At 67.8% G+C, this 23,536-nt stretch carries 24 protein-coding genes; 17 read left to right on the top strand and 7 right to left on the bottom strand.

Annotated features, from left to right (window positions below; genetic code table 11):
• Nucleotides 1-92 precede the first annotated feature (92 nt).
• From ACM26W_RS06985 to ACM26W_RS06950, 8 genes are all read left to right on the top strand, one after another.
• Nucleotides 93-695 (top strand): pseudouridine synthase, encoded by a 603-nt coding sequence (locus ACM26W_RS06985; protein WP_416140110.1) that lies wholly within the window; start codon nucleotides 93-95, stop codon nucleotides 693-695.
• Nucleotides 692-1,141 carry an NUDIX domain-containing protein gene (locus ACM26W_RS06980; protein ID WP_416140109.1) on the top strand — a complete coding sequence of 150 codons (450 nt, stop codon included), beginning with the start codon at nucleotides 692-694 and terminating at the stop codon, nucleotides 1,139-1,141. Before ACM26W_RS06985 ends, ACM26W_RS06980 begins: the two co-directional genes overlap by 4 nt.
• Nucleotides 1,142-1,214: 73 nt before the next feature.
• On the top strand, nucleotides 1,215-2,342 hold the full coding sequence (mnmA, locus tag ACM26W_RS06975) for a tRNA 2-thiouridine(34) synthase MnmA (protein WP_416140108.1): 1,128 nt from the start codon (nucleotides 1,215-1,217) through the stop codon (nucleotides 2,340-2,342).
• Nucleotides 2,339-2,980, top strand: a complete 642-nt coding sequence (hflD, locus tag ACM26W_RS06970; protein WP_416140107.1) for a high frequency lysogenization protein HflD — start codon at nucleotides 2,339-2,341, stop codon at nucleotides 2,978-2,980. Before mnmA ends, hflD begins: the two co-directional genes overlap by 4 nt.
• 63 nt (nucleotides 2,981-3,043) lie before the next feature.
• On the top strand, nucleotides 3,044-4,408 hold the full coding sequence (gene purB / locus ACM26W_RS06965; RefSeq protein WP_416140832.1) for an adenylosuccinate lyase: 1,365 nt from the start codon (nucleotides 3,044-3,046) through the stop codon (nucleotides 4,406-4,408).
• A gap of 2 nt (nucleotides 4,409-4,410) precedes the next feature.
• Nucleotides 4,411-5,586, top strand: coding sequence for a JmjC domain-containing protein (locus ACM26W_RS06960; protein WP_416140106.1), 1,176 nt, complete (start codon nucleotides 4,411-4,413; stop codon nucleotides 5,584-5,586).
• A gap of 46 nt (nucleotides 5,587-5,632) precedes the next feature.
• Nucleotides 5,633-6,070 carry a GNAT family N-acetyltransferase gene (locus ACM26W_RS06955; RefSeq protein WP_416140105.1) on the top strand — a complete coding sequence of 146 codons (438 nt, stop codon included), beginning with the start codon at nucleotides 5,633-5,635 and terminating at the stop codon, nucleotides 6,068-6,070.
• Between the two features lie 327 nt (nucleotides 6,071-6,397).
• Nucleotides 6,398-7,993 (top strand): isocitrate lyase, encoded by a 1,596-nt coding sequence (locus ACM26W_RS06950; protein WP_416140104.1) that lies wholly within the window; start codon nucleotides 6,398-6,400, stop codon nucleotides 7,991-7,993.
• Between the two features lie 166 nt (nucleotides 7,994-8,159).
• Here ACM26W_RS06950 and ACM26W_RS06945 read toward each other — a convergent pair whose 3' ends face one another.
• Complete coding sequence (locus ACM26W_RS06945; protein WP_416140103.1) at nucleotides 8,160-8,642, bottom strand: FKBP-type peptidyl-prolyl cis-trans isomerase; 483 nt, start codon at nucleotides 8,640-8,642, stop codon at nucleotides 8,160-8,162.
• Nucleotides 8,643-8,897: 255 nt separating this feature from the next.
• Between ACM26W_RS06945 and ACM26W_RS06940 the strand changes: the two genes are divergently transcribed.
• Nucleotides 8,898-9,179, top strand: coding sequence for a hypothetical protein (locus tag ACM26W_RS06940; protein ID WP_416140102.1), 282 nt, complete (start codon nucleotides 8,898-8,900; stop codon nucleotides 9,177-9,179).
• A 118-nt stretch (nucleotides 9,180-9,297) separates the two neighbouring features.
• Here the strand turns inward: ACM26W_RS06940 and ACM26W_RS06935 are convergent, their stop codons facing one another.
• Nucleotides 9,298-9,765 carry a glycine zipper 2TM domain-containing protein gene (locus ACM26W_RS06935; protein ID WP_416140101.1) on the bottom strand — a complete coding sequence of 156 codons (468 nt, stop codon included), beginning with the start codon at nucleotides 9,763-9,765 and terminating at the stop codon, nucleotides 9,298-9,300.
• Between the two features lie 418 nt (nucleotides 9,766-10,183).
• Here ACM26W_RS06935 and msrA point away from each other — a divergent pair, with 418 nt between their 5' ends.
• Nucleotides 10,184-10,831, top strand: coding sequence for a peptide-methionine (S)-S-oxide reductase MsrA (gene msrA, locus ACM26W_RS06930; protein ID WP_416140100.1), 648 nt, complete (start codon nucleotides 10,184-10,186; stop codon nucleotides 10,829-10,831).
• Here msrA and ACM26W_RS06925 read toward each other — a convergent pair.
• The 3 genes from ACM26W_RS06925 to ACM26W_RS06915 form a co-directional block, all read right to left on the bottom strand.
• Complete coding sequence (locus ACM26W_RS06925; protein ID WP_416140099.1) at nucleotides 10,802-12,004, bottom strand: MFS transporter; 1,203 nt, start codon at nucleotides 12,002-12,004, stop codon at nucleotides 10,802-10,804. The genes msrA and ACM26W_RS06925 overlap by 30 nt on opposite strands.
• Nucleotides 12,005-12,118: 114 nt before the next feature.
• Nucleotides 12,119-12,748, bottom strand: a complete 630-nt coding sequence (locus tag ACM26W_RS06920; RefSeq protein ID WP_416140098.1) for a C40 family peptidase — start codon at nucleotides 12,746-12,748, stop codon at nucleotides 12,119-12,121.
• A gap of 220 nt (nucleotides 12,749-12,968) precedes the next feature.
• Complete coding sequence (locus tag ACM26W_RS06915; protein WP_416140097.1) at nucleotides 12,969-15,434, bottom strand: DUF1266 domain-containing protein; 2,466 nt, start codon at nucleotides 15,432-15,434, stop codon at nucleotides 12,969-12,971.
• 223 nt (nucleotides 15,435-15,657) lie between these two features.
• Between ACM26W_RS06915 and ACM26W_RS06910 the strand changes: the two genes are divergently transcribed.
• The 3 genes from ACM26W_RS06910 to ACM26W_RS06900 all read left to right on the top strand — a co-directional run bounded on the left by ACM26W_RS06910 (nucleotide 15,658) and on the right by ACM26W_RS06900 (nucleotide 19,299).
• Nucleotides 15,658-17,103 carry an NAD-dependent succinate-semialdehyde dehydrogenase gene (locus ACM26W_RS06910; RefSeq protein ID WP_416140096.1) on the top strand — a complete coding sequence of 482 codons (1,446 nt, stop codon included), beginning with the start codon at nucleotides 15,658-15,660 and terminating at the stop codon, nucleotides 17,101-17,103.
• Nucleotides 17,104-17,132: 29 nt separating this feature from the next.
• On the top strand, nucleotides 17,133-18,425 hold the full coding sequence (gene gabT, locus ACM26W_RS06905; protein WP_416140095.1) for a 4-aminobutyrate--2-oxoglutarate transaminase: 1,293 nt from the start codon (nucleotides 17,133-17,135) through the stop codon (nucleotides 18,423-18,425).
• Between the two features lie 268 nt (nucleotides 18,426-18,693).
• Nucleotides 18,694-19,299 carry a hypothetical protein gene (locus ACM26W_RS06900; protein WP_416140094.1) on the top strand — a complete coding sequence of 202 codons (606 nt, stop codon included), beginning with the start codon at nucleotides 18,694-18,696 and terminating at the stop codon, nucleotides 19,297-19,299.
• Nucleotides 19,300-19,333: 34 nt separating this feature from the next.
• On the opposite strand, the gene ACM26W_RS06895 is transcribed toward ACM26W_RS06900, so the two are convergent.
• A complete protein-coding gene (locus tag ACM26W_RS06895; RefSeq protein WP_379754306.1) occupies nucleotides 19,334-19,576 on the bottom strand; it encodes a GlsB/YeaQ/YmgE family stress response membrane protein in 243 nt (80 codons plus the stop codon).
• Between the two features lie 18 nt (nucleotides 19,577-19,594).
• Nucleotides 19,595-20,146: a DUF924 family protein gene (locus tag ACM26W_RS06890; RefSeq protein ID WP_416140093.1), complete on the bottom strand. Its 552-nt coding sequence runs from the start codon at nucleotides 20,144-20,146 to the stop codon at nucleotides 19,595-19,597.
• Nucleotides 20,147-20,229: 83 nt separating this feature from the next.
• Between ACM26W_RS06890 and ACM26W_RS06885 the strand changes: the two genes are divergently transcribed.
• The 4 genes from ACM26W_RS06885 to ACM26W_RS06870 all read left to right on the top strand — a co-directional run bounded on the left by ACM26W_RS06885 (nucleotide 20,230) and on the right by ACM26W_RS06870 (nucleotide 23,423).
• Entirely contained in the window at nucleotides 20,230-20,418 is a 189-nt protein-coding gene (locus tag ACM26W_RS06885; RefSeq protein WP_416140092.1) for a hypothetical protein, read from the top strand.
• Nucleotides 20,419-20,438: 20 nt separating this feature from the next.
• Entirely contained in the window at nucleotides 20,439-21,830 is a 1,392-nt protein-coding gene (locus tag ACM26W_RS06880) for a YcjX family protein (protein ID WP_416140091.1), read from the top strand.
• Nucleotides 21,827-22,879: a TIGR01620 family protein gene (locus ACM26W_RS06875; protein WP_416140090.1), complete on the top strand. Its 1,053-nt coding sequence runs from the start codon at nucleotides 21,827-21,829 to the stop codon at nucleotides 22,877-22,879. The genes ACM26W_RS06880 and ACM26W_RS06875 overlap by 4 nt, the downstream gene beginning before the upstream one ends.
• 100 nt (nucleotides 22,880-22,979) lie before the next feature.
• A complete protein-coding gene (locus ACM26W_RS06870) occupies nucleotides 22,980-23,423 on the top strand; it encodes a universal stress protein (RefSeq protein WP_416140089.1) in 444 nt (147 codons plus the stop codon).
• The last annotated feature ends 113 nt before the right edge of the window (nucleotides 23,424-23,536 follow it).

Below are 23,536 nucleotides of genomic sequence, written 5' to 3'. Positions count from 1 at the left end.
TCAGCCTGCCCGATATGTCGCATGGGCAATAAGGCTAAGGCCCCGCGCCCTCCCCACTGACATCGTCCCGCGCTTGCCGGTAAGCTTGCCCCATGAGCATCCTCTATCTGCTGCACAAACCCTACCGCATGCTGTCCCAGTTTACCGACCGCGGGGCCGGTCCGGGAGAGCACCGCGCCACCCTGGCGGACGTCATCGACGTGCCTGGCATCTACCCGGCGGGTAGGCTAGACCAAGACTCCGAGGGACTGCTGCTGCTCTCCGACGACGGCGAGCTGATCCACCGCATCAGCCACCCGCGACACAAGCAGCCCAAGGCCTACCGGGTACAGGTAGAAGGCGAACCGAGCGATGCCGCCCTTCAGGCGCTGCGCCAAGGTGTCGAGCTCAGGGACGGCATGACGAAACCAGCCAGGGTGCAGCGACTCGTGACGAGCGGCCTGCCCGAGCGTGACCCGCCGCTGGACCCGACACGCCACCCGGTCACCACCTGGCTGGAGCTGATCATCTACGAGGGGCGCAACCGTCAGGTGCGGCGCATGACCGCCCACGTCGGCCACCCCACCCTGCGCCTGGTGCGCGTGGCCATCGGCCCCTGGCGGCTCGACGCCCTGGCCCCCGGGGAGTGGCGCCGCGAGACCCTGCACGCCCCGGCCCCACGGCGAAAACCCAATGCCCGAGGAGGCAAGCGATGAGCCGCTGGCACCCCTTTGTGACCGTGGCCTGCGTGATAGAGCGCGCCGGCGCCTTCCTGATGGTGGAGGAGGATCGCGACGGCCCTCACACCCTGTTCAACCAGCCCGCCGGCCACCTGGAGCCGGGCGAGCGCATCCGCGACGCCGCCCTGCGCGAGGCAGCCGAGGAGACCGCCTGGCACGTCGGCATCACCGACTATATGGGGATGTACGTCTACCGGGCCCCGGACGGCAAGACCTTTCACAGCCACACCTTCTTCGGCATGGCGCTGGCTCACCTGGGCAGCGAGCTGGACCCGGCGATTCACGCCGTGCACTGGCTGACCCTGGAGCAGCTGGAGGCCCTGGAGCGCGAGGAGAGACTGCGCAGCCCGCTGGTGCTGCGCCGCATCCGCGACGCCCTGGCCGGGCGGTTCTATCCCATGGAGGTGCTCCACGAAAGGTAGGCGCCTCGGCGCCCGACGCCATCTTCATGTATAATTTGCGACCATTTCTGATCCACCGAATCCGAGAGCGCCCATGACCGCCACCCCAGGCAAGGTGATCGTCGGCATGTCCGGCGGCGTCGACTCCTCCGTTTCCGCCCTGCTGCTGCTCGAGCAGGGCTATCGGGTCGAAGGCCTGTTCATGAAGAACTGGGACGAAGACGACGGCACCGAATACTGCACCGCCAAGGACGACCTGGCGGACGCCGAGGCCGTGTGCGAGAAGCTCGGCATCCGACTGCACACCGCCAACTTCGCCGCCGAGTACTGGGACAACGTCTTCGAGCACTTCCTGGCCGAGTACCAGGCCGGGCGCACGCCGAATCCGGATATCCTCTGCAACCGCGAGATCAAGTTCAAGGTGTTTCTCGAGTACGCCGAGATGCTCGGCGCCGAGAAGATCGCTACCGGCCACTATGTGCGCCAGGGGATACGCGAAGGGCGCCCGCGCCTGCTCAAGGGCCTCGATGCCAACAAGGATCAGAGCTACTTCCTGCATGCCGTGCCAGAGGCCGCCATCGCCCGCACCCTCTTCCCGGTGGGCGAACTGGAGAAGCCCGAGGTGCGCGCCATCGCCGAGCGCCACGAACTGGTGACCGCCCGCAAGAAGGACTCCACCGGCATCTGCTTCATCGGCGAACGGCGCTTCCGTGATTTCCTGCAGCAGTACCTGCCGGCCCAGCCCGGCGTGATCGAGACTCCCGAGGGTGAGGTGATCGGCGAGCATATGGGCCTGATGTACTACACCCTGGGCCAGCGCCAGGGGCTCGGCATCGGCGGGCTGGCCAACCACCCGGAGGCCCCCTGGTACGTGGCCGCCAAGGATCTCGAGCGCAACGTGCTGATCGCCGTGCAGGGCAAGCACCATCCGCTGCTCTATACAGATTCGCTGGCCACCGAGGCCATGGACTGGGTGGCCGGCACTCCGGTCGCCGTCGAACCACCGGCGAAGGAAGCACGACTCACCGCCAAGACCCGCTATCGCCAGTCCGACGTGCCCTGCCGGATGCGCACCTGCGCCGACGGCGGCGTCGAGGTCCTCTTCGATGATCCACAGCGTGCCGTCACCCCGGGGCAGTCGCTGGTGCTCTACGATGGCGAAATCTGTCTCGGAGGGGGTGTGATCCGCGACACCTGGAACGCCAAGGAGCGTGCCGCATGACCGCCTCGACGCCGATCCACCGCATCCCCGATGACCCCACCACCCGCCAGACCCTGGCCCTGGCCGGCGTCTTCCAGTCCGCCAGCCTGGTCGACGAGCTGGCCCGCACCGGCCAGGTCGACCCGCGCGCCTGGGACACGCTGATCCGTGCCACCCTGGACACCAACCCGGCGAGCTTCGAGGCAATCTACGGCGGCCACCCCAACAACCTGCGCCGCGGCCTCGAGGTACTCGAGGCGGTGGTGGGCCGCAAGCAGGCCGACCCGGTAGTGCTGCGCTACGGCTTCTCGCTGCTGCTGCTGATGAGCAAGCTGCGCACCAACGACGCCATGATGGACGACCTCGGCAGCCGCCTGGTGCGCATCCAGGGCCAGGCCGAGCACTTCGGCGAGACCCACGAGAATGTCATCGCCAGCCTAGGCGAGGCGTATCAGGAGACGCTCTCGACGCTCAAGACCCGCATCATCGTCCAGGGCGATCCCTCGCTGCTGCAGCAACGCATGATGCCCGAGCGGGTGCGGGCCATCCTGCTCGGCGGTATCCGCTTCGCGCTGCTGTGGCACCAGCAGGGCGGCCGGCGCTGGAAGCTGATCATCCAGCGCGGCGCCCTGAAGAAGGCCCTGGATCAGCTGTCCTGATCCGTCATCAGCCCTTTCCTTTCAGCCCACTTACTTAACCCCGGAACCCCAACCATGCACGCCCTGCCCCTCTCTGCTCTTACCGCCCTCTCCCCCGTCGACGGCCGCTACGGCAGCAAGGCTGCCGCCCTGCGCGAACACTTCAGCGAGTTCGGCCTGATCCGCGCCCGCGTGATCGTCGAGATCCGCTGGCTGCAGCGGCTCGCCGAGCTGGCCGGGGTGACCGAGGTGCCGCCGCTCTCCGCCGAGGCCACCGCCTTCCTGGAGGCGATGATCCGCGACTTCTCGCTGGAAGACGCCGAGCGCATCAAGGAGATCGAGCGCACTACCAACCACGACGTCAAGGCGGTGGAATACTTCCTCAAGGAGCAGATTGCCGGCCAGCCGGAGCTGCATGCCATCACCGAGTTCGTGCATTTCGCCTGCACCAGCGAAGACATCAACAACCTCTCCCACGGCGTGATGATCACCGACGGCCTGAAGAGCCTGCTGCCGGTGATGCAGCGAGTGGCCGACGACATCGCCGCCCTGGCCCAGGAGCATGCGGCGCTGCCGATGCTCTCGCGCACCCACGGCCAGACGGCGAGCCCCACCACCTTGGGCAAGGAGATGGCCAACGTTGCCTACCGCCTGCGCCGCCAGCTCAAGCAGATCGAGAACGCCGAGGTCCTCGGCAAGATCAACGGTGCAGTGGGCAACTACAACGCCCACCTGGCCACCTACCCGGAAGTGGACTGGGAGGGCAACGCCCGCACCTTCGTCGAGGGCCTGGGGCTGACCTTCAACCCCTACACCACCCAGATCGAGCCCCACGACTACATCGCCGAGCTGTTCGACGCCATCTGCCGCTTCAACACCATCCTGATCGACTTCGATCGCGACGCCTGGGGCTACATCTCGCTGGGCTACTTCAAGCAGCGCACCGTCGAGGGCGAGATCGGTTCCTCGACCATGCCCCACAAGGTCAATCCCATCGACTTCGAGAACTCCGAGGGCAACCTGGGCCTGGCCAACGCCATCCTCGGCCACCTGGCCCAGAAGCTGCCGATCTCCCGCTGGCAGCGCGACCTGACTGACTCCACGGTGCTTCGCAACCTTGGGGTCGGCCTGGCCTATGGCCTGATCGCCTATGAGGCGTCGCTCAAGGGGATCGGCAAGCTCGAGGCCAACCCGGCGCGTCTGGCCGAGGACCTGGACGCCAGCTGGGAGGTGCTCGCCGAGCCGATCCAGACGGTGATGCGCCGCTACGGCATCGAGAAGCCCTACGAGAAGCTCAAGGAGCTCACCCGCGGCAAGCGCATCGATCAGGCCGGCTTCGCCGCCTTTATCGATACTCTCGAGCTGCCCGCCGAGGTGAAGACCGAGCTCAAGGCACTCAGCCCGGCGACCTATATCGGCAACGCCGAGGCCCAGGCGAAGAGGCTGTGACCATGTCCTCCGAGTCTCCGCTGGCGATGCTTGGCGGCCTGACCGCCGCGGAATTTCTGGGCGACTACTGGCAGCAGAAACCGCTGCTGATCCGCGGCGCCTTCCCCGACCTCGAATGCCCGCTGGAACCCGACGAGCTGGCGGGGCTCGCCTGCGAGGAGGGCATCGAGTCACGCCTGGTGGAGGAGCACGGCGAGAGCGGCCCCTGGCAGGTTCGCCATGGCCCCTTCGATGAGCGCACCTTCGCCAGACTACCCGAACGGGACTGGACCCTGCTGGTCCAGGCCGTGGACCACTACGTGCCCGACGTGGCCAAGCTACTCGAGGCCTTCGATTTCCTGCCCCGCTGGCGGCTGGATGACATCATGATCAGCTACGCCCCGCCGGGCGGCAGCGTCGGCCCCCATGTCGATCAGTACGACGTCTTCCTGCTGCAAGGCAGTGGGCAGCGCCGCTGGCAGCTGGGCGGCAAGGTCGACGACGACGCCCCCATCATCGCCGGCATCGACCTGCGCATCCTTGAGCGCTTCGCGGTGGAAGATGGCGACGACTGGGTGCTGGAGCCGGGCGACATGCTCTACCTGCCGCCCGGCTGGTCCCACCACGGTGTCAGCCAGTCCGACGACTGCCTGACCCTCTCGGTGGGCTTTCGCGCCCCCTCCGCCGACGAGGCGATCACCTCCTTTGCCGACTATCTCGGCGAGCAGCTGCCCGCCTCGAGGCGCTATGCCGACGCCGGCATGGCGCCTCCGGCAGATCCCACCGAGCTCGACGACGATGCCGTTGCGCGCATGCGTGGGCTGATCCTCGAGACCCTCGACGACCCTGCCCAGCTGGCCCAGTGGTTCGGACGGGCGATGACCCAGCCCAAGTACGTCGACCAGCTGGTCCAAAGCGAGCACCCCACCGACCCTGCCGAGCTTGTTGCGGCACTCCAGGCCGGCGAGGCACTGATGCGCAGCCCCGGCTCTCGCTTCGCCTGGCGCGCCCTGAACGACGAGCGCGCCACGCTGTTCGCCGACGGCGACGGCGCCGAATGCCCGCTACCGCTGGCCCACGCCCTGGCTGGCAACACGCCGCTGGACGCAAAACTGCTCGAAATCGAAGGCGCCGCCGAATTGCTCACCGCTCTGCTCGACGCCGGCAGCCTGGCCTGGGACGGTGAGTTCGATGAATAACCGGCATGTCGCTGGATCAGCCCTGGGCCGCAACGAGGCAGTAGAGATGACGAAGAACACCCTGACCATCCATGAAGGCGGCTGGGAAGCCCTCGGCGAGGCAGCCGGCGAGATCCGCCGAATCGTCTTTATCGAGGAACAGCGGGTCCCCCTCGCAGAGGAGTGGGACGGCCGCGACGACGACAGCCGCCACTTCCTGGCGCTGCTGGACGGCGCCCCGGTGGGCACCGCGCGACTGCTGCCCGACGCCCATATTGGCCGGGTCGCAGTGCTGGCCGAGGCCCGCGACGGGGGAATAGGCGCGGCGCTGATGGCGGCCGCCATCGAGACCGCACGCCGCGAGAGCCACCCCGCCGTGGAGCTCTCCGCCCAGACTCACGCCCTGGCTTTCTACGAGCGTCTGGGCTTCATGGCCATTGGTGACGAATTTCTCGACGCCGGTATTCCGCACCGCAATATGCGCCTCGAGCTCCGCGAAGCCTGACCCCTTCACGCCCTCTTCAAACGAAAAACGACTACACGGGCAGGGCCGTCCTGACCCTCCCTGTAGTCGAGTTACAACGCCTTCTTCCCCAAAGAGCCCATTGTTGAAGCCCATGGGCATGGGTCATAGTGCTTGCCATGGCGGAGGACGAAACGACTGTTTGACACCGGCCCCATGGCCACCTTCATACACTTGTTTCAAATTCGCCCGGGTTCGACCAAGGCCGCAGAGACAAGCCGCCGACGATGAACGAACCTGAACCCACTTCGCAGGTGCAGCATAAGCCGCTACCGGCAAGCCAATGACCCGATCCGAGGAGAACGGCCCATGTCATACCAGGACGATATCAAGGCGCTGACCCAACTTCGCGAGGCCCAGCGCGGCAAGTGGGCTGCCATCAGCCCCGAGAGCGCTGCCCGCATGCGTGCCCAGAACCGCTTCAAGACCGGCCTGGACATCGCCAAGTACACCGCCAAGATCATGCGCGACGACATGGCCGCCTACGACGCCGACACCGCCCAGTACACCCAGTCCCTGGGCTGCTGGCACGGTTTCATCGGTCAGCAGAAGCTGATCTCCATCAAGAAGCACTTCGGCACCACCCAGCGCCGCTACCTCTACCTCTCCGGCTGGATGGTCGCCGCCCTGCGCTCCGAGTTCGGCCCGCTGCCCGACCAGTCCATGCACGAGAAGACCACCGTGGCCGGCCTGATCGAGGAGCTCTACACCTTCCTGCGCCAGGCCGATGCCTGGGAGCTCAACCACCTGTTCCGCGCCATGGAAGAAGCCAAGGAAGCCGGTGACAACGCCAAGGCCACCGAGATCGAGAACCAGATCGACAACCACGAGACCCACGTGGTGCCGATCATCGCCGACATCGACGCTGGTTTCGGCAACGCCGAGGCCACCTACCTGCTGGCCAAGAAGATGATCGAAGCCGGTGCCTGCTGCATCCAGCTCGAGAACCAGGTTTCCGACGAGAAGCAGTGCGGCCACCAGGACGGCAAGGTCACCGTGCCCCACGAGGATTTCCTGGCCAAGATCAACGCCGTGCGCTACGCCTTCCTGGAGCTGGGCGTGGATGATGGCGTCATCGTCGCTCGCACCGACTCCCTGGGCGCCGGCCTGACCCAGAAGATCGCCGTGACCAACGAGCCGGGCGACCTGGGCGACCAGTACAACAGCTTCCTCGATGGAAAAGAGATCGCCTCCGCCTCCGACATCGACAATGGCGACGTGGTGATCAAGCAGAACGGCAAGCTGGTCAAGGTCAAGCGCCTGGCTTCCGGTCTCTACCAGTTCAAGCCGGGCACCGGCGAGGACCGCGTGATACTCGACTGCATCACCAGCCTGCAGAACGGCGCCGACCTGCTGTGGATCGAAACCGAGAAGCCCCACGTCGGCCAGATCGCCGCCATGGTCAACCGCATCCGCGAAGTCTGCCCGGACGCCAAGCTGGTCTACAACAACTCGCCGTCCTTCAACTGGACCCTCAACTTCCGCCAGCAGGTGTTCGACGCCTGGGAGAAGGAAGGCAAGGATGTGTCGGCCTACGTCCGTGCCAAGCTGATGAGCGCCGAATACGACGCCACCGAGCTGGGTCAGCTGGCCGACGAATGGACCCGCAACTTCCAGCGCGATAGCGCTCGGGAAGCCGGCATCTTCCACCACCTGATCACCCTGCCGACCTACCACACCGCGGCCCTGTCCACCGACAGCCTGGCCAAGGGCTACTTCGGCGACGAAGGCATGCTGGCCTACGTGGAAGGCGTGCAGCGCCGCGAGATCCGCGAGGGCATTGCCACCGTCAGGCACCAGGACATGGCCGGCTCCAACATCGGCGACGACCACAAGGAGTTCTTCCATGGCGAGGCGGCACTCAAGGCCGGTGGCAAGGACAACACCATGAACCAGTTCGGCTGATCCAGGATCGGCGGGTCATGACACTGCGGTAACACTGGAACTTTGGGGAGGCACCGGCCTCCCCCTTTTAGTGCGCCCAGTTATTGCATCAGGTGTCTTGTGCAGACAAACAGAAGGGGCAGCCTGACGGCTGCCCCTTCTGGTGGTGTCAGCTGTCGAGCACTGCTCAGTGCTGATGACCACCTTCACCGTGCACGTGGCCGTGCTCGAGCTCCTCTTCGCTCGCCTCTCGGACCGAGGCGATCTCGACGGCGAAGTTGAGGGTCTGTCCGGCCAGGGGATGGTTGCCGTCGACGGTGACGGTGTCGCCCTCGATCTTGGTCACGGTGACCATCAGCGGGCCGCCCTGGGTCTGGGCCTGGAACTGCATGCCCGGCTCGATGCCCTCGACGCCCTGGAAGGCATCCCGGGGGACTTCCTGGACGAGCTGCTCCTGCTTCTCGCCATAGCCTTCACCCGGCGCAACCACGGCGTTGAGAGCATCACCGGCCTGGCGACCTTCCAGCTCCTTCTCGAGGCCCGGGATGATGTTGCCGGCGCCATGGAGGTAAGTCAGCGGCTCGCGACCTTCCGAGCTGTCCAGCACTTCACCTGCATCGTTGGTCAGGGTGTAGTGGAACGCGACAACGGAGTTCTGCGCAATCTGCATTAATGAACCTTTCGGTGAGTGCATGTCCCGGCATGGTAACGCGTGAAAAGGGTGGCTGTCAGGGGCATGGGGGATTTTCAGGATCCCAAACCAGATCCTGAAAGGTGTTCACGCCCCAGGCCTGAGGCGGGGGATGAGCCGAGAGGTATCCGGCAAGGGGTTGACCTATGGACGGTTGCGCCGACGTGCGGCCGCGGCTAACCTAGCCGGCGCTCTTTTGAAACCCGTCCTCCCCCCTTGCATGGAGATCTGCTCATGATCCAAGTTGTAATCTGGCTGGTCGCCTTCGCGGCGATTCTCTTCCTCACCTTCAACCGCTGGGAAAGCATCAGCCCGGCGCTGGATCGCGTACTGCCCGAGCTGCTCAAGAGCCACGGTGACAACCGTACCCTGTGGGGGCTGGCGCTTGCCACCCTGGGGGCCACCGTCCTGGTGCGCCCGGTGGATATCCTGCTCACCGTGGTGCTGGCCGTGATCATCGGCCTGATCGGCTGGAAGCTTGCCGGGTGGGCGATGGACAAGGTCGACATGCACTGAGGCGCCACCGCCACCAGAACGGCAGCGCTTGAAAACAGAAGGCCCGCGGATCGCTCCGCGGGCCTTCTGTTTTCAGCTTTCTGCCTTGAGATCAGCGCTACCGGATAGCGGGGAGGACTCAGTAGGGGGCCACGGTCACGTTGGCACCGCTGCCGATCAGGCGCACCCGCTGGCCGGTCTGGAAGCGCTGGTCGGCCTTCTGCACGACCACCACCCGCTGGCCGTCATCGCGGCGGATTTCCATCTCCAGGGCGTTGACGCGGTTGGAAGCCTCCTCGATGCGCGAGCCGCCCACGGCGCCACCGATCACGCCGGCAGCGGTGGCCAGGTCGCGGCCGGAGCCGCCACCCACCTGACGGCCCAGCAAGCCGCCGATCACTGCCCCGCCGCCGGTACCGACGATCCCTCCGGCGCGGCTATCGGCCTGGATCTGCACCTGACGAACGGCCTCGACGGTGCCGAAGGTGACGGTCTGGGAGGAGCCGGCTTGGCTGCCGGTGTAGACGTTACCACCGTAGGGAGCCGTGTTGGCGCAGCCGGCCAGGGTCAGGGCGCCTATGGCGAGGACGGGAAGAAGTCGCTTCATGAAAAACCTCCTTAAGAAGTGCTACCGGACCGGGACAGACTGGTAGGTGCCCCGTGAAGGCCCGAGTGGAATGTCCATGTAAGTGAACACTGTTTCCCAACTAGATTCAATGTCAAACTTCTTGATGCTTTGACCAGCGCAAAGTCACTCGGTGCGGCCCATTCTAGCCCGAAATCGACCAAGGAATGTGAAAGTCCTGCTCAGGCTGTTCCCATGGTGCTGGCTCGAAGGGCTGGCCAGAAAATGCCGCCTCTCGCAAGGTCACTACCCCTGAAGGCCCTACCCTGCCTTGGATGTAGTCGAGCTACAACCGCCGCTTCTCCCATTGAGTACGCGGCACCATTCAACAGGAGTTGTACGGAACCCTGGCCCTGCAAAAGCCTCCAATCCATCAACCCTGAACGACGGAGCTATCCCGATGCCCTTGCCTGCCTTGCCTGCCTCGCGCTGGCCCGCCCTGCTCGCCCTGCCCCTGACACTCGGCCTGGCCGGCCAGGTCCTCGCCGCGGAGGCGCCGGCCAGCGCCGTCTTCGCCGGCGGCTGCTTCTGGTGCGTCGAGGAGGCCTTCGACCCGGTCGAGGGCGTGCTATCGACCACCTCCGGCTTCAGCGGCGGCCACGTCGAGAACCCCAGCTACAACCAGGTGGTCGCCGGTGGTACCGGCCATGCCGAGGTGGTGAAGGTGGAGTATGACCCGGCCGTGGTCGACTACGCGGCCCTGCTCCACGTGTTCTGGCGCAACATCGATCCCTTCGCCGTGAACCGCCAGTTCTGTGACGCCGGCGAGGCGTACCGCAGTGCGATCTTCCCCATGGACGACGAGGAGCGCCGCCTCGTCGAGGCCAGCCATGAGGCCCTCGCCGAGCGCTTCGGCCGAGAGATCGCCACCGAGATCGTCGACTTCGAGGCCTTCTACCCCGCCGAGGAGTACCACCAGAACTACTATCGCAGGAACCCGGTCCGCTACAACTTCTACAAGGCGGCCTGCCGCCGGGTGGAACGCCTCGAGGAGGTGTGGGGCGACGAGGCCGGCGGCCTAGCCGGCGACCTGGCCACGGCGCGCTGACACCTCCCGGCGCCACAGCCAGGCCGCGATACCCAGGGTGACGCCCAGTACCAGCCAGGAGCCCACCGCTACCCCTGGCCAGGCCCCGACCTGCCAGAAAGGCTCCAGCCAGAAGGCGCCAAGGCTCGCACCACTGTAGTAGAAGACCAGATAGAGCGCCGAGGCGCTGCCTCTCGCCTGACCGGCGTGACGACCCACCCAGCTCGAGGCCATGGCATGGGCCAGGAAGAAGCCGAAGGCGTTGATGGTCAGGCCGAGCACGATCAGCGCCAGCGACCCCGCCAGGGTCACCAGAGTTCCGCCCATCAGGATCAGGATGCCCAGCACCATGCAGGCAGGGGGTGACAGGTGACCCGCCAGCCGTCCTGAGAGCGACGAGCCCAGGGTGCCCCCCAGGTAGGTCAGGAAGATCAATCCCATCACGCTCGGCCCCAGTCCGAAGGGCGCCTGGGCCAGGCGAAAGGTCAGGTAGCTGTATTGGTTGATGAAGATCAGGAAGTTGAGCCCACCCAGCAGGTAGGCAGCCAGCAGCAGCGGATTGTGCAGGTGCGCGGCCAGGTCCCCCAGCGCACCGCGCAGTTCGAAGGGGCGCGGGGTGAACCCCCTGGACGCTGGCAGCAGTTTCCAGAACACGGCCAGACCCACCAGGGTGATTGCCCCGACCGCCAGGAAACTTGCCGAACTACCGGCCACCTCACCCACTGCCCCGCCCACCAGGCGGCCACTGATGCCGCCCAGGGAGTTGGCGCCGATGTAGAGCCCGACCGCCGGGAGCATCGCCGAGGGCTCGAATTCGTCCCCCATCCAGGCGATGGCTACCGCGGGTAGCCCCCCCAGCACAAAGCCCTGCAGCCCACGCAGCACCAGCAATGCCTCGAAGCTGGGCGCCAGCGCCAGGCCCAGCGACAGCCCGCCGGCCGCCAGCAGCGTCAGCCGCATGATGGCGGCACGCCCGATGGCATCCGACAGCGGTCCGAAGACCAGTAGCGAAGCCGCCAGGGCCAGGGTCGCGACGGACATCACCAGCCCCACCGCCAGGGTGGATACGCCGTAGACATCTCGTAGCTCAGGCAGCAGCGGCTGGGGTGCGTAGAGATTGATGAACACCAGGAAGGAGCCCAGGCTGAGCGCCAGGGTTGCCCGCCACCAGGCGCGGGTCCGGGTCTGGATCATGACATCGGCGCTCGGGATCGACAGGTTAGCGGTCCGGCGGCGCCGCGAGCGAACCGGGGCCATTGGACAATGACGGCCCTCGCGAGCGCAGACCCGCCGCAGCCGTGGTGCGGATCAGCTCTGACCGACGGCCAGCACCCGCTGGGCCAGGTTGGTGGGCTCCAGGGTGCGGCGCGCTTGCCAGTAGTGGCGCTGCCAGTATCGGTTGTCGAGATGAGAGATCATCACCCCTCGCGACGTGGAGGCGTGCAGGAAGCGCCCCTCGCCCAGGTAGATGCCGACATGGTCATAGCGGCCGGGCGGGCGGAAGAAGACCAGGTCACCGGGCACGAGCTCACCACGCGCCACCGGTTGGCCCTGGTGGACCTGCTCGCCGGTGGAGCGCGGCAGCGAGACCCGGAAGGTCTCGGAGAAAACATTCTGCACCAGCGCCGAACAGTCAACGCCCTTGAAGCCGGTGCCCCCCAGCCGATAGGGCGTGCCCACCCAGCGCTCGTGCTGGGCCAGCAGGGCCTGCTGCACCAGCGCCGGGGGCGGATTGCCCAGGCCGCGCGCCTCGAGGATGGGGTTGTCCACCGGCGACATCATGGGGTCCCAGCCACCGGGAAGCCCCGGAAGCTGGCGAGCGAAGTAGGGTTCCTCAGCGTCGCGGGAGGCGACATCGCGAGAAGCGGAGGCGCAGCCGGCCAGCAGGGCCAGCGACAGAACAACACTCAGGGCGCGACACGACGACGTGACGACCATCCAGCGGTGACCTCTATCCGGAGCCGCGCCCCGGCCGCGCGCGCAGGCGCCAGGCTTCGGGGGGAGTGATCGCTGTGGCAGTGGTGCCGGCACCCGGTATCACTGCCAGAGCGGCCTGTCGGCGACTCGCTGTGGTACATGGCTCCCGACAGGTGGAGCCGCGTTGAGACACGCCGACTATAAACCAGCCACAGCCGGGTGGCGAGCCCTGCCGCAAGCCTCAGTGCAGGGTGCGTGAATCCCCCGGCAGGGTGTCAACATGCATCGGCGCCCAGTGGCGGGGACGTGCCCCGGGAAACTCCAGGCTCGCCCAGGGGCCGACCAGGGGCGGTGCGGCGGTCAGCCAGGCGATCAGCGCCTGCCGAAAGCCGGCAAGGAAGCTCTCTCGCTCCGGGGTCTCGCCCATGAAGAAGGAGAAGCCGGCGTAGAGCCCTCGGGCATAGGCCTCCCATCCCGAGTAGTGGGCCGCCGCCAGGCCATGGGCGCGTTCCAGCACCGCCACGAAGGCGCCCTCCTCCAGCCAGCCAAGCTGGCGGGCGGCGATGGCCAGGTCGACCACCTGAGCCACGTCCCAGGCAGCCATATCGGTCTCGTTGCAGCCGTCCTCGTTGTCCCGCACCCGCTGCAGGCGCAGCAGGTGAGTACGCTCCTCATCGCTGCACTCGCCGGACTCCAGGGTGGCGATCTCGGAGCCAAGCCGGGCGGCGTTGAGGGTGTAGGGCGCGTAGTTGATCAGGTACTCCTGACGATCGCCGGACTCGAGCAGGAACTCCAGGAACTCGCCCAGTTCCTCGGCCCCCTGGAGTGCGTAGTGGCCGTCGATCCATTCGCGAATCGACACGCACTCGCGTTCGCTCTCCGGGTGGGGCAGGCTCCAGGCCGGGCTGTTGAGCGGCCCCACCAGCGCCATGGAAGTGAACACGCTCAGGCTGGGGCGAGGGCCCGGCTCCTGCCATTCGCCGGCATGCCAGTCGAGCCAGTGGAACAGGCTGCCGGGATCCTCATCGTGCCAGCGGATCTCGAGTGCCAGCGACGGCTCCTCCTCCTCCGGCAGCAGTCCCTCCCAGCTGGCCCAGGCCTCCATCAGGCGGCGGGCATCCGGATAGAAACGGCACAGGGAAGCGCGCAGGGCATCAGCCAGCGACGCCAGGCCCTCGGTGTCGAAACCCTCGCTGTCCATGGCCATCTGCAGGTAGAAGGCGTACTTCTCGGCCATGTGGATGGTGGCCGCATGACGGCTGCCGCGGCGCAGGCCATCGCGCTGGACCAACCCTTCCGGGTCGGCGTGGCCAAAGGAAGTCTCCGCCGGCGGCAGGGCGCCATGGGCGGCATCGGCGGCCAGCTGGTTGAGGTGGTGCGCCTGGGCCGGCAGCCAGTAGCGAGTGAGTGCCTCGATCCCTTCCTCGGGGTGCAGGTCGAGGGTCTCGGCCAGGTACTGGCGGGCATCGTCGCGCCGCGTCGCCGACACCGGCCCAGCGGGCCCCTGTCGCGCCGCCAGCTCCGGCTCACGCACCGCGGCCAGCGCCAGCACCCAGTGCCGGGGATCGGACCGCCAGGCCCGCACGGCCCGCTGCGAGCGCTCCAGCAGGTCATGCCCCACCAGCCCTTGCAGCGCCGGCCGCCAGGGGCTGACCGGCGACTGCCGCAACAGCCGCCAGTCGGCCTCGAAGGCGGGCAGCAGATTGCGCCCATCGAAGAGACTCCTGCCGCGCTGATAGGCCCGCGCCAGGGCCGACCAGTCGCTGTAGCGATGCAACACCAGATCGGCGCCGTGCAGGGCGAAATCGGTGGCCTCGCGGCCGCTGAGCCAGCCCAGGCAGGCCCCGGCCCAGGCCAGGTCGACCAGCCGCAGCCAGTCCCAGGCGGCCCACTCGAGCGGCTCGCCGTGCTCGACAAACTCGAGCAGCACCCGGCCATAGCGCTGCTCGTCTTCCTCGAGCTTGTTGAGCCAGGCGTAGCGGCTCGCCGGGTCGCTCTCCAGCAGCCGCGTGGCGTCCAGGTCCCACCCCTGGCGATCCCCCTGGGCCCCCAGCCACAGCAGGGCGCGAACCAGGTCGTCGCGGCCCTGGATCTGCCAGGCGTCGACCAGCCACTCGGCCAGACCCGACCAGTCCTCCTCGCCGGCGGGTACCACCATCACCGGTGCGAAGCCGGCACGCAGGCGCCACACCTGTGCCTCTTGCTCGGCGGGCCACAGCGGGGGCAGAGCGTCGTGGATCGCCAGCCATTCGCCGAGGCGTTCCCAGGTGATGCCATCGCCATCATGCTCGAGTGCGGCCAGTGCCTCGCAGGCCTCGGCAAAGCCGTCATCACCGCGCATCCAGCCCTCAGCGCTGCGCGCCCGGCGCAGTGCCGCCAGCCAGGCATCCAGGTCGCGGTGATGGGCGCTGATCTCGGCGGCCAGGTGGTGGGCCCAGGCGCGACCGGTTGTCTCGTCGAGCCAGCCGGCGGCGCCGCCCAGGGCGACCAGTTCCAGGGCCGCCAGCAGGCGGGCCGGATCGGCCATGCTGCCGCCCGCACCAAAGGACTCCACCAGGCGCCAGCCAAGTTCGCCACGGTCCGCCACGCCCAGCCCCTGGAGGCGGACCAGGGCGGCCTGCGGCTCCACGCTCAGCGGGTCGGGATCGAAGGCCCAGTCACACAGCACCAGCTGCTGGGCCCACCAGGCATTCAGCGGATCGATCAAGGCTCACCTCGGCATCAGTCAGGAAGGACGGCAGCGGCCGCCGGCGATTTCGGCCCCGTGTTTTCAGGCGCCACAGTGTAACGGAAAGCGCAGCCGACGCCGATGGGTCGAGCCTCTCCTTTTGGCTCGACGCTCTGGCTTGCCGACGCGAGGCCCAGGCTTGGCGAGGCGTTTCAAATAATGCACACTGCGTAAAATATGATGACAACCCCACGGAGGCATCATGCCTGCCCTGCCCGACATCCTGATCCCCAAGGCCTTCATCGCCGGCGAATGGCGTGATGCCACAGACCGCTTCGCCGTGACCGACCCCGCCAGCGGCGAGATTCTGGCCGAGATCCCCGACCTCGACGCCGATGACGCCCGCGACGCCGTGGCCGCGGCCGAGGCCGCCTGGCCAGCCTGGAGGAAACGCACCGCCAAGGAGCGCGCCGATCTATTGCGCGCCTGGTACGACGCCATCATGACCCATCAGGAGGAGCTCGCCCGGCTGATGACCCTGGAACAGGGCAAGCCGCTGGCCGAGTCCCGCGGCGAGGTGGCCTACGGCGCCTCCTTCGTGGAGTTCTACGCCGAGGAGGCCAAGCGTGTTGCCGGCGAGACCCTGCCCAGCCACGGCATCGACAAGCGCATCCTGGTGTTCCGAGAGCCCATCGGCGTAGTGGCTGCCATCACGCCCTGGAACTTCCCGCTGGCGATGATCACCCGCAAGTGCGCCCCGGCCCTGGCCGCCGGCTGCCCGGTGGTGATCAAGCCCGCCGAGGCCACTCCGCTCACAGCCCTGGCCCTGGCGCGTCTGGCCGAGCTCATCGGCTTCCCCGCCGGGGTGATCAACGTGGTCACCGCCAGCCGCCCGGCCGCGATCGGCGAGGTGCTGACCACCGACCCGCGAGTGCGCAAGATCTCCTTCACCGGTTCCACCCCGGTGGGCAAGAGGCTCTTGGCCCAGTGTGCCGGCACCGTCAAGAAGGCCTCCATGGAGCTGGGCGGCAACGCCCCCTTTATCGTCTTCGATGACGCCGACCTGGACGCCGCCGTGGAGGGCGCCGTGACCTCCAAGTACCGCAACGCCGGCCAGACCTGCGTGTGCACCAACCGCCTGCTGGTCCAGGCCGGGGTCTACGACGCCTTCATCGAGAAGCTGGCCGCCCGGGTGGCCGAGCTCAAGGTCGGCAGCGGCCTCGACGAGGGCGTCATGCAGGGCCCGATGATCAACGCCGCGGCAGTGGAAAAGGTCGAGGCACACATCGCCGATGCCCTGGAAAAGGGCGGGCGCCTGGTGTGCGGCGGCAAGCCGCATGCCCTGGGCGGCACCTTCTTCGAACCCACCGTGATTGCCGATGTCACCGAAGAGATGCGGGTCGCCAGGGAGGAGACCTTCGGGCCCCTGGCGCCGATCTTCCGCTTCGAGACGGATGAGGACGCCATCGCCATGGCCAACGCCACGGAGTTCGGCCTGGCCGCCTACTTCTATGCCCGTGACTACCGTCGTATCTGGCATGTGATGGAGGCGCTGGAGTATGGCATGGTGGCAGTGAACGAAGGGATCCTCTCCACCGAGCTGGCTCCTTTCGGCGGCGTCAAGGAGTCCGGACTGGGGCGCGAGGGATCCCACCACGGCCTGGATGAATTCACTGAACTAAAATACGTGTGTATCGGCGGCCTGTGAGCGTCGCCGACCATCCAACAGGAGGCATCATGACCAACGCTGAACTCAACGATCTCAAGAAGCGCTATGTCGCCGACGGCGCAGCCAGTCCCGCCACCCAGTTCGCCGATCGCGCCGAAAACGCCTTGATCTGGGACGCCGATGGCAACCGCATCATCGACTTCGCTGGCGGCATCGGCGTGCTCAACATCGGCCATCGCCACCCCAAGGTGGTCGCGGCCGTCAAGGCCCAGCTCGACAAGGTGATGCATACCTGCCAGACCGTGATGCCCTACGAGGGCTACGTGAAGGTGGCCGAGAAGCTCAGTCAGGTCAGCCCGGTCCGCGGCCACGCCAAGGTGATGCTGGCCAACTCCGGCGCCGAGGCCCTCGAGAACGCCGTCAAGATCGCCCGTGCCGCCACCGGCAAGAACAACGTGATCTGCTTCGACGGCGGCTATCACGGCCGCACCTTCATGACCATGGCCATGAACGGCAAGGTCGCCCCCTACGCCGGTGACTTCGGCAGCATGCCGGGCAACGTCTTCCGCGCGCCCTACCCGGTGCCCTACCACGGCGTCAGCGAAGACGAGGCCCTGCGCGGCCTGAAGATGACGCTCAAGACCGACGCCAACCCCCGCGACACCGCGGCCATCGTGATCGAGCCGGTGCTCGGCGAGGGCGGCTTCTATCCTGCCTCCGCCAGCTTCCTCAAGGCGATCCGCGAGATCTGCGACGAGCACGGCATGCTGATGATCGTCGACGAGGTTCAGTCCGGCTTCGGCCGCACCGGCAAGATGTTCGCCATCGAGCACAGCGGCGTCGAGCCCGACATCATCACCATGGCCAAGAGCATGGCCGACGGCATGCCGATCTCCGCCGTGGTGGGCACCGACGTGCACATGGACGCCTCCGGCCCCAACTCGCTGGGGGGCACCTACACCGGCAGCCCGGTCTCCTGCGCCGCCACCCTGGCCGTGCTCGAGGTGTTCGAGGAGGAGAACATCCTCGAGAAGAGCCAGGCACTGGGCGAGAAACTGGGCAAGCGCTTCGCCAAGTGGCAGCAGGCCTTCGACTGCGTCGACAACGGCCGCCACCTGGGCTCCATGGCCGCGCTGGACCTCGTCTCCGACAAGGCCAACCACACCCCGAATGCCGACCTGGCCGCGGCGCTGTGCAAGCGGGCCCGCGAGAAGGGGCTGGTGCTGCTCTCCTGTGGCCTCTACGGCAACACCATTCGCTTCCTGATGCCCGTCACCATCGAGGACGAGGTGTTGGAGGAAGGCCTGGATATCGTCGAGGCTGCCCTCAAGGAGCTGGTGGGCCAGCCCGCCACCGCCTGATCAACGCCTCGCTCGCGCGATCTCTCCGCCCGGCCACGTGCCGGGCGGTGCTCGTTGAGTCGGACCGATTTCACCAGGCAACGCAAGAGGCGCCGGAGGCAGGTCGTAGAGGAGGTCCTACGCCAGGGATGGCGTCGGTAGCGTACAGGGACGTATTCACAGCGCCTCCTCGGAGACCTGTCGCCGGGAAAGCCTCGAGCGATGTTGTCCTGCTTGCAAGGACACCAGCCAGCCGGGAAGATGGCGGCGTAAACCGAGAGGCAACAGCGTGATTCTGCGAACCCTTTCCCTGCTGCGCTCCCTGCAGGGCGCCAGCCACACCGCCCGGGATGCCCAGGCCACCGTCCAGCAGGCCTGCGACTATCGCTGGCTGCGCGGTGAGCTTCACCACGGCGCCATCACCGAACCGGCCACCGCCCTGGCCGACGGCACCCCCGCCGTGGCCGTCACCCTGGCCTACCCCGCCACCCGCGCGCGTCTGGCCGGCGGACGCTGGCCCGAGAGTCTGGAGGAGCGCGAGCGCTGCTTCGTGGCGGGTGCCCACGCCTGCCGTGCCGCGGGCGCTCCCGCCTACCGCCCCCTGGAAAGCCTCTCCTGGGGGCTGGCCTTTGGTGCCGCGACGGTGCTCACCGATACCGCGCGCTTCCAGTACCTGATCGACCAGCATGCCCTGCGGCTGACCTGGCGTCGGCCGCAGCACCTGCCCGAGGCGCTAGCCCGACGCCTGACCGCCGGCAGCGCCGCCCCCCCCGGCGTTTTCCTGCTGACGCTGACGGTGCCCGCCCGGCGCGAGGAGGTGACACTGAGCGGCGCCTGGCTCGACCGCACCCTGGACCGCTATCGGCGCATCCTGCCGCGCCCCGCCGGCCGCTGAGCCGCGCCGTGATCGCAGGATGCCAAGCGGCGAGTCAGGCCTTGCGCACTTTGGCGATCACCCACAGCAGCAACACGGCCCCGACGATGGCGGTCACCAGCGAACCGACGAAGCCGCCGGCCTGCAGCCCCAGCAGGCTGAACAGGAAGCCGCCGATCACCGCGCCCACCACCCCGACGCCGATATTGCCGAGGATGCCGAAGCCGCCCCCGCGCATGATGTGGCCGGCGATCCAACCCGCCAGGCCGCCGATGATCAACCAGGCAATCAGTCCCATGTGTCACTCCTTGTGCGGTTAGAAGGAAGAGCCCGGCTGCGCGAGAAAGGCCAGCTCCTCCGGGGTCGAGGTGCGCCCCAGTATGGCATTGCGATGCGGGTAGCGCCCGAAGCGGACGATGACGTCACGGTGGCGGTGCTCGAAGCGCAGGCTTTCCTCCAACCCGGGCTGGTCGAAGAGCCCCAGCGCCTCATCGTGGATCGCCAGGGACTCGCTGTGCCTCCAGGGCATATAGAGGAAGGCGCGCCATGGCACGTCCAGGTGGCGGTCGATGCGGCTGGCCACCGCTTCCTGGGCCAGTACCAGCGCCACCGGGTCCCGGGCGAAGGCCAGCGGCGTCTCCCGATGGATATTGCGCGAGAACTGGTCGAGCACGATCACCTCGGCCAGGCGTCCCCGCGCCGAGAGCCGCCAGGACCACAGCTCACCTCGCCCGGCGGCCTCGAGCAGCTCGCCGAAGCGCGCCGTGATCTCGGCATCCAGGTCGGGATCCTTGCGAAACCACTGAGCCGGCTCCAGCTCATCGAACCAGAAGCGGATCACCCCCTCGGCATCAGGCAACCTGGCCATGCGCTTCCTCCCTGTTGGCCCTGCGGAGACACCCCGACACCTGATACCATTCTCCACAGCACACGGCAACCCGAGGAGCGCGTATGTCGCCCCAGCACTTCATGGAGATGGCCTCCTTTACCTTCAATCTGGTGGGCATGCTGGTCTGTATCGGCGGCCTGACCCTGGCCCACCGCACCCGGCATCGACTGCCCGGCCACCTGCTCGCCGGCGCGGGCTTTGTGATCGCGGCCAGTCCCCTGCTCTACGCCATGTTCGCCGGCCCCCGCTGAACGCCGAGGAGGCCCTGCCCATGCGCCAGCCCCTGGCTCGCGAACTCCACGATCTGCTCGAGCGCGGCCGCGACCGCCAGCTGCGTCTGGCAGTGACCGGCCTCTCCCGCTCCGGCAAGACCGCCTTTCTCACCTCGCTGGTCAACCAGCTCCGCCATGTCGGCCTGGAGGCCAGACTCGACCTGCTGCCCGCGGCCCGACAGGGGCGCCTGCTGGGAGCCCGGCGAGTCAATCAGCAGGACCTGGGCGTGCCCCGTTTCCCCTACGACCAGGCCATGGCGGCACTTGCCGAGACGCCCCCGCGCTGGCCCGATCCCACCCGTGGTATCAGCGAACTGCGCCTGGCGCTGCGCTATCGGCCGGCGAAGCGTGGTTGGCTTGCCGGCGAGACCCGCCAGCTCACCCTGGACCTGTTCGACTACCCGGGAGAGTGGCTGCTCGACCTGCCGCTGCTGGCCCACGACTACCCGAGTTGGTGCCGCAGCCAGCAGGCCCTCGCGGGGGAACAGCGGCGCGCCCACTTCGCCGCCTGGCACGCGGCCGTGGACAGCCTGGACCCCGCCGGCGAGGCCGACGAGGCCCGCCTGGCGGACATCGCCGAGCGCTATGCCGAGGGGCTGCGCGCCGCCCGGGAAGCGGGCTTTGCCGACCTGCAGCCGGGGCGTTTCCTGCTGCCGGGCGATCTTGCCGGCGCCCCGGTGCTGCAGTTCTTCCCGCTCCCCGGCGTGGGTGAGGCCGATCCCGCCGCGCTCGCCACCCTGCCCCCCGAGAGCAACTATGCCACCCTGGCGCGGCGCTTCCAGCACTACCAGCAGCACATCGTGAAGCCCTTCTACCGCGATCACTTCCGCCGTTTCGACCGCCAGATCGTACTGGTGGACCTGCTCGGCGCATTGAATGCCGGCCCGGAGCGCTTCCAGGACCTTTCGCGGGCGCTGGCCAACCTGATGCAGAGCTTCGACTACGGCAAGCGTAGCCTGCTGTCGCGGCTCTTCGCCCCGCGCATCGACCGCCTGGCCATCGCCGCTACCAAGGCCGACCATGTCACCCCGGAACAGCATCCGCGGCTGGTGGCGCTGCTCGAGGCGCTGCTGGCCGACCCCCTCAAGGACCTGCGTTTCGCCAGCGTGCCGGTGCGCGCCCTGTCGCTGGCGGCGATCCGCGCCAGCGAGGCCCGCGAGGTGGAGCATCGCGGCCAGCGCACCCCCGCCCTGCGCGCCACCGGGCTCGATGGCGAACCGCTGCTGCTGTTTCCGGGCGAGGTTCCCAGCCGCTTGCCGGACGCTGCCTTCTGGGCCCGCCAGGGCTTCTCCTATCCGAGCTTTCGGCCACTGCCCCTGGAGGGCGGCGCCCTGCCCCATATCCGCATGGATACCGCCCTGGACTGGCTGATCGGAGACAAGCTGTCATGAACCAGCCCCGCGACCCGCGCCCGGGCCAGCGCTTCTCACCCGAAGCCGGCGAGGCGGCCGAAGCCGAGCCCACCTCCCGTGACCCGCGCGCCGCCGAGGCCTTCAACGCCGACCTGGCCAGCCGCCCCCTGGCTGACGAACCGACAGGACCCGGCGAGCGGGCCCTGGAGGCTAGCCTGACCCGGCCGCGGCGGCGCCGCTGGGGGCTGCTCGCCCTGCTGGTCGGCACCCTGGGCCTGGGCGCGGTGGAGGCCGGCAGCACCCTCTATGCCGCCGGCCTGGGTGGCAACTGGCTGGCCGGCGCCTGGAGCCTGCTGCTGCTACTGGCCCTGGCGCTGGGCGGCTCGGCGCTGGCCCGCGAGCTGTGGCGGCTGCGGCGGCTGCGCCGCCACGACCGGCTACGCGAACGCCTGAAGGCGCTTCCCGGGGTCACCCCCGGGGAGGCCCACGCCACCGCCGAATCGCTGCGCCGCGACCTGGCCCTGGATGACGACCACCCCCACTGGCAGGGTTTCCTGGCCGCCCGCCAGGCCCACCACGACGGCCAGGACATCCAGCTGCTGCTCGACCACCACCTGCTGGCCCCCCGCGACCGCGAGGCGAGTCGGCTCATTTCACGGATGTCCGGCGAGACGGCGATCATGGTGGCGGTCAGCCCGCTCACCCTGGTGGATATGGCGCTGGTGGCGTGGCGCAGCCTGGCGATGATCGACCGCCTGTGCCGCCTCTACGGCCTGGAATTGAGCTACCCGGGGAGGATCCGTCTGCTGCGCAGTGTGCTCTACCAGATGGCCTTTGCCGGCGCCACCGAGATGGCGGGCGATGCCGGCATGCAAATGCTCTCCATGAACCTGGCCGGGCGGCTCTCGACCCGCGCCGCCCAAGGCATGGGTGTCGGTCTGCTCAGCGCCCGACTGGGGCTGCGCACCCAACGGCTCACTCGCCCGCTGCCCTTCCCGGAAGAGAGCCTTCCTCGCCTGAGCGACCTACGCCGCGAGCTTTGGCAGCAGCTGCGTCGGCTGGAGACTGAGGCCGAACGCAACGCTTGATGGATATCAATTTCCGCAAACCCCGGGCTCATGATGCATGACCTTGGCGCCGAAACCCGCTAGGCTCGCATTAACCCCGTCTGATACAAGGAGTCTGCCCATGTTCACCTCCATTCTGGTCCCCGTCGATGGTTCCGAGCACGCCCAGAAGGCGCTCTCCGTGGCCTGCCAGCTCGTCCGTCAGGAAGATGGCTGCACCCTGCACCTGGTGCATATCCCGGAAGAGCTTGCCCACGAGACCACCCTGGTATGGGGCATCGGCGCCATCGCCATCGAAGCCAGCCGCGAGGAGCGCGAGGACGCCGGCAAGCAGGTGATCAGCCGTGCCGCCGAGGCCGCTCGCGAGCAGGGTGCCACCAATGTCGAGACCGTGATCGGTCAGGGTGACCCGGCCCGCACCATCCTCAGCGAAGCCCGCAAGCGCGGCATCGACGCCATCGTCATGGGCAGCCGCGGCCTCAGCGACCTGCAGGGAATCGTGGTCGGCAGCGTCTCCCACAAGGTGGCTCACGCCGCCGAATGCACCGTAATCACCGTGCGCTGAGTCCCTTCTGCCTGTTTTGCAATGACGGCGCCTGCGGGCGCCGTCGGCTTTCTGGCCTGGCCAAGGCGCGCTCGCAACCCTCAAGTCACTGATTCCCCGTGGCCGGCTCCCTG

Source organism: Halomonas sp. HK25 (genome assembly GCF_047795635.1).
Lineage (GTDB): Bacteria > Pseudomonadota > Gammaproteobacteria > Pseudomonadales > Halomonadaceae > Halomonas.
This window is presented reverse-complemented; position numbering and strand designations above follow the sequence as displayed.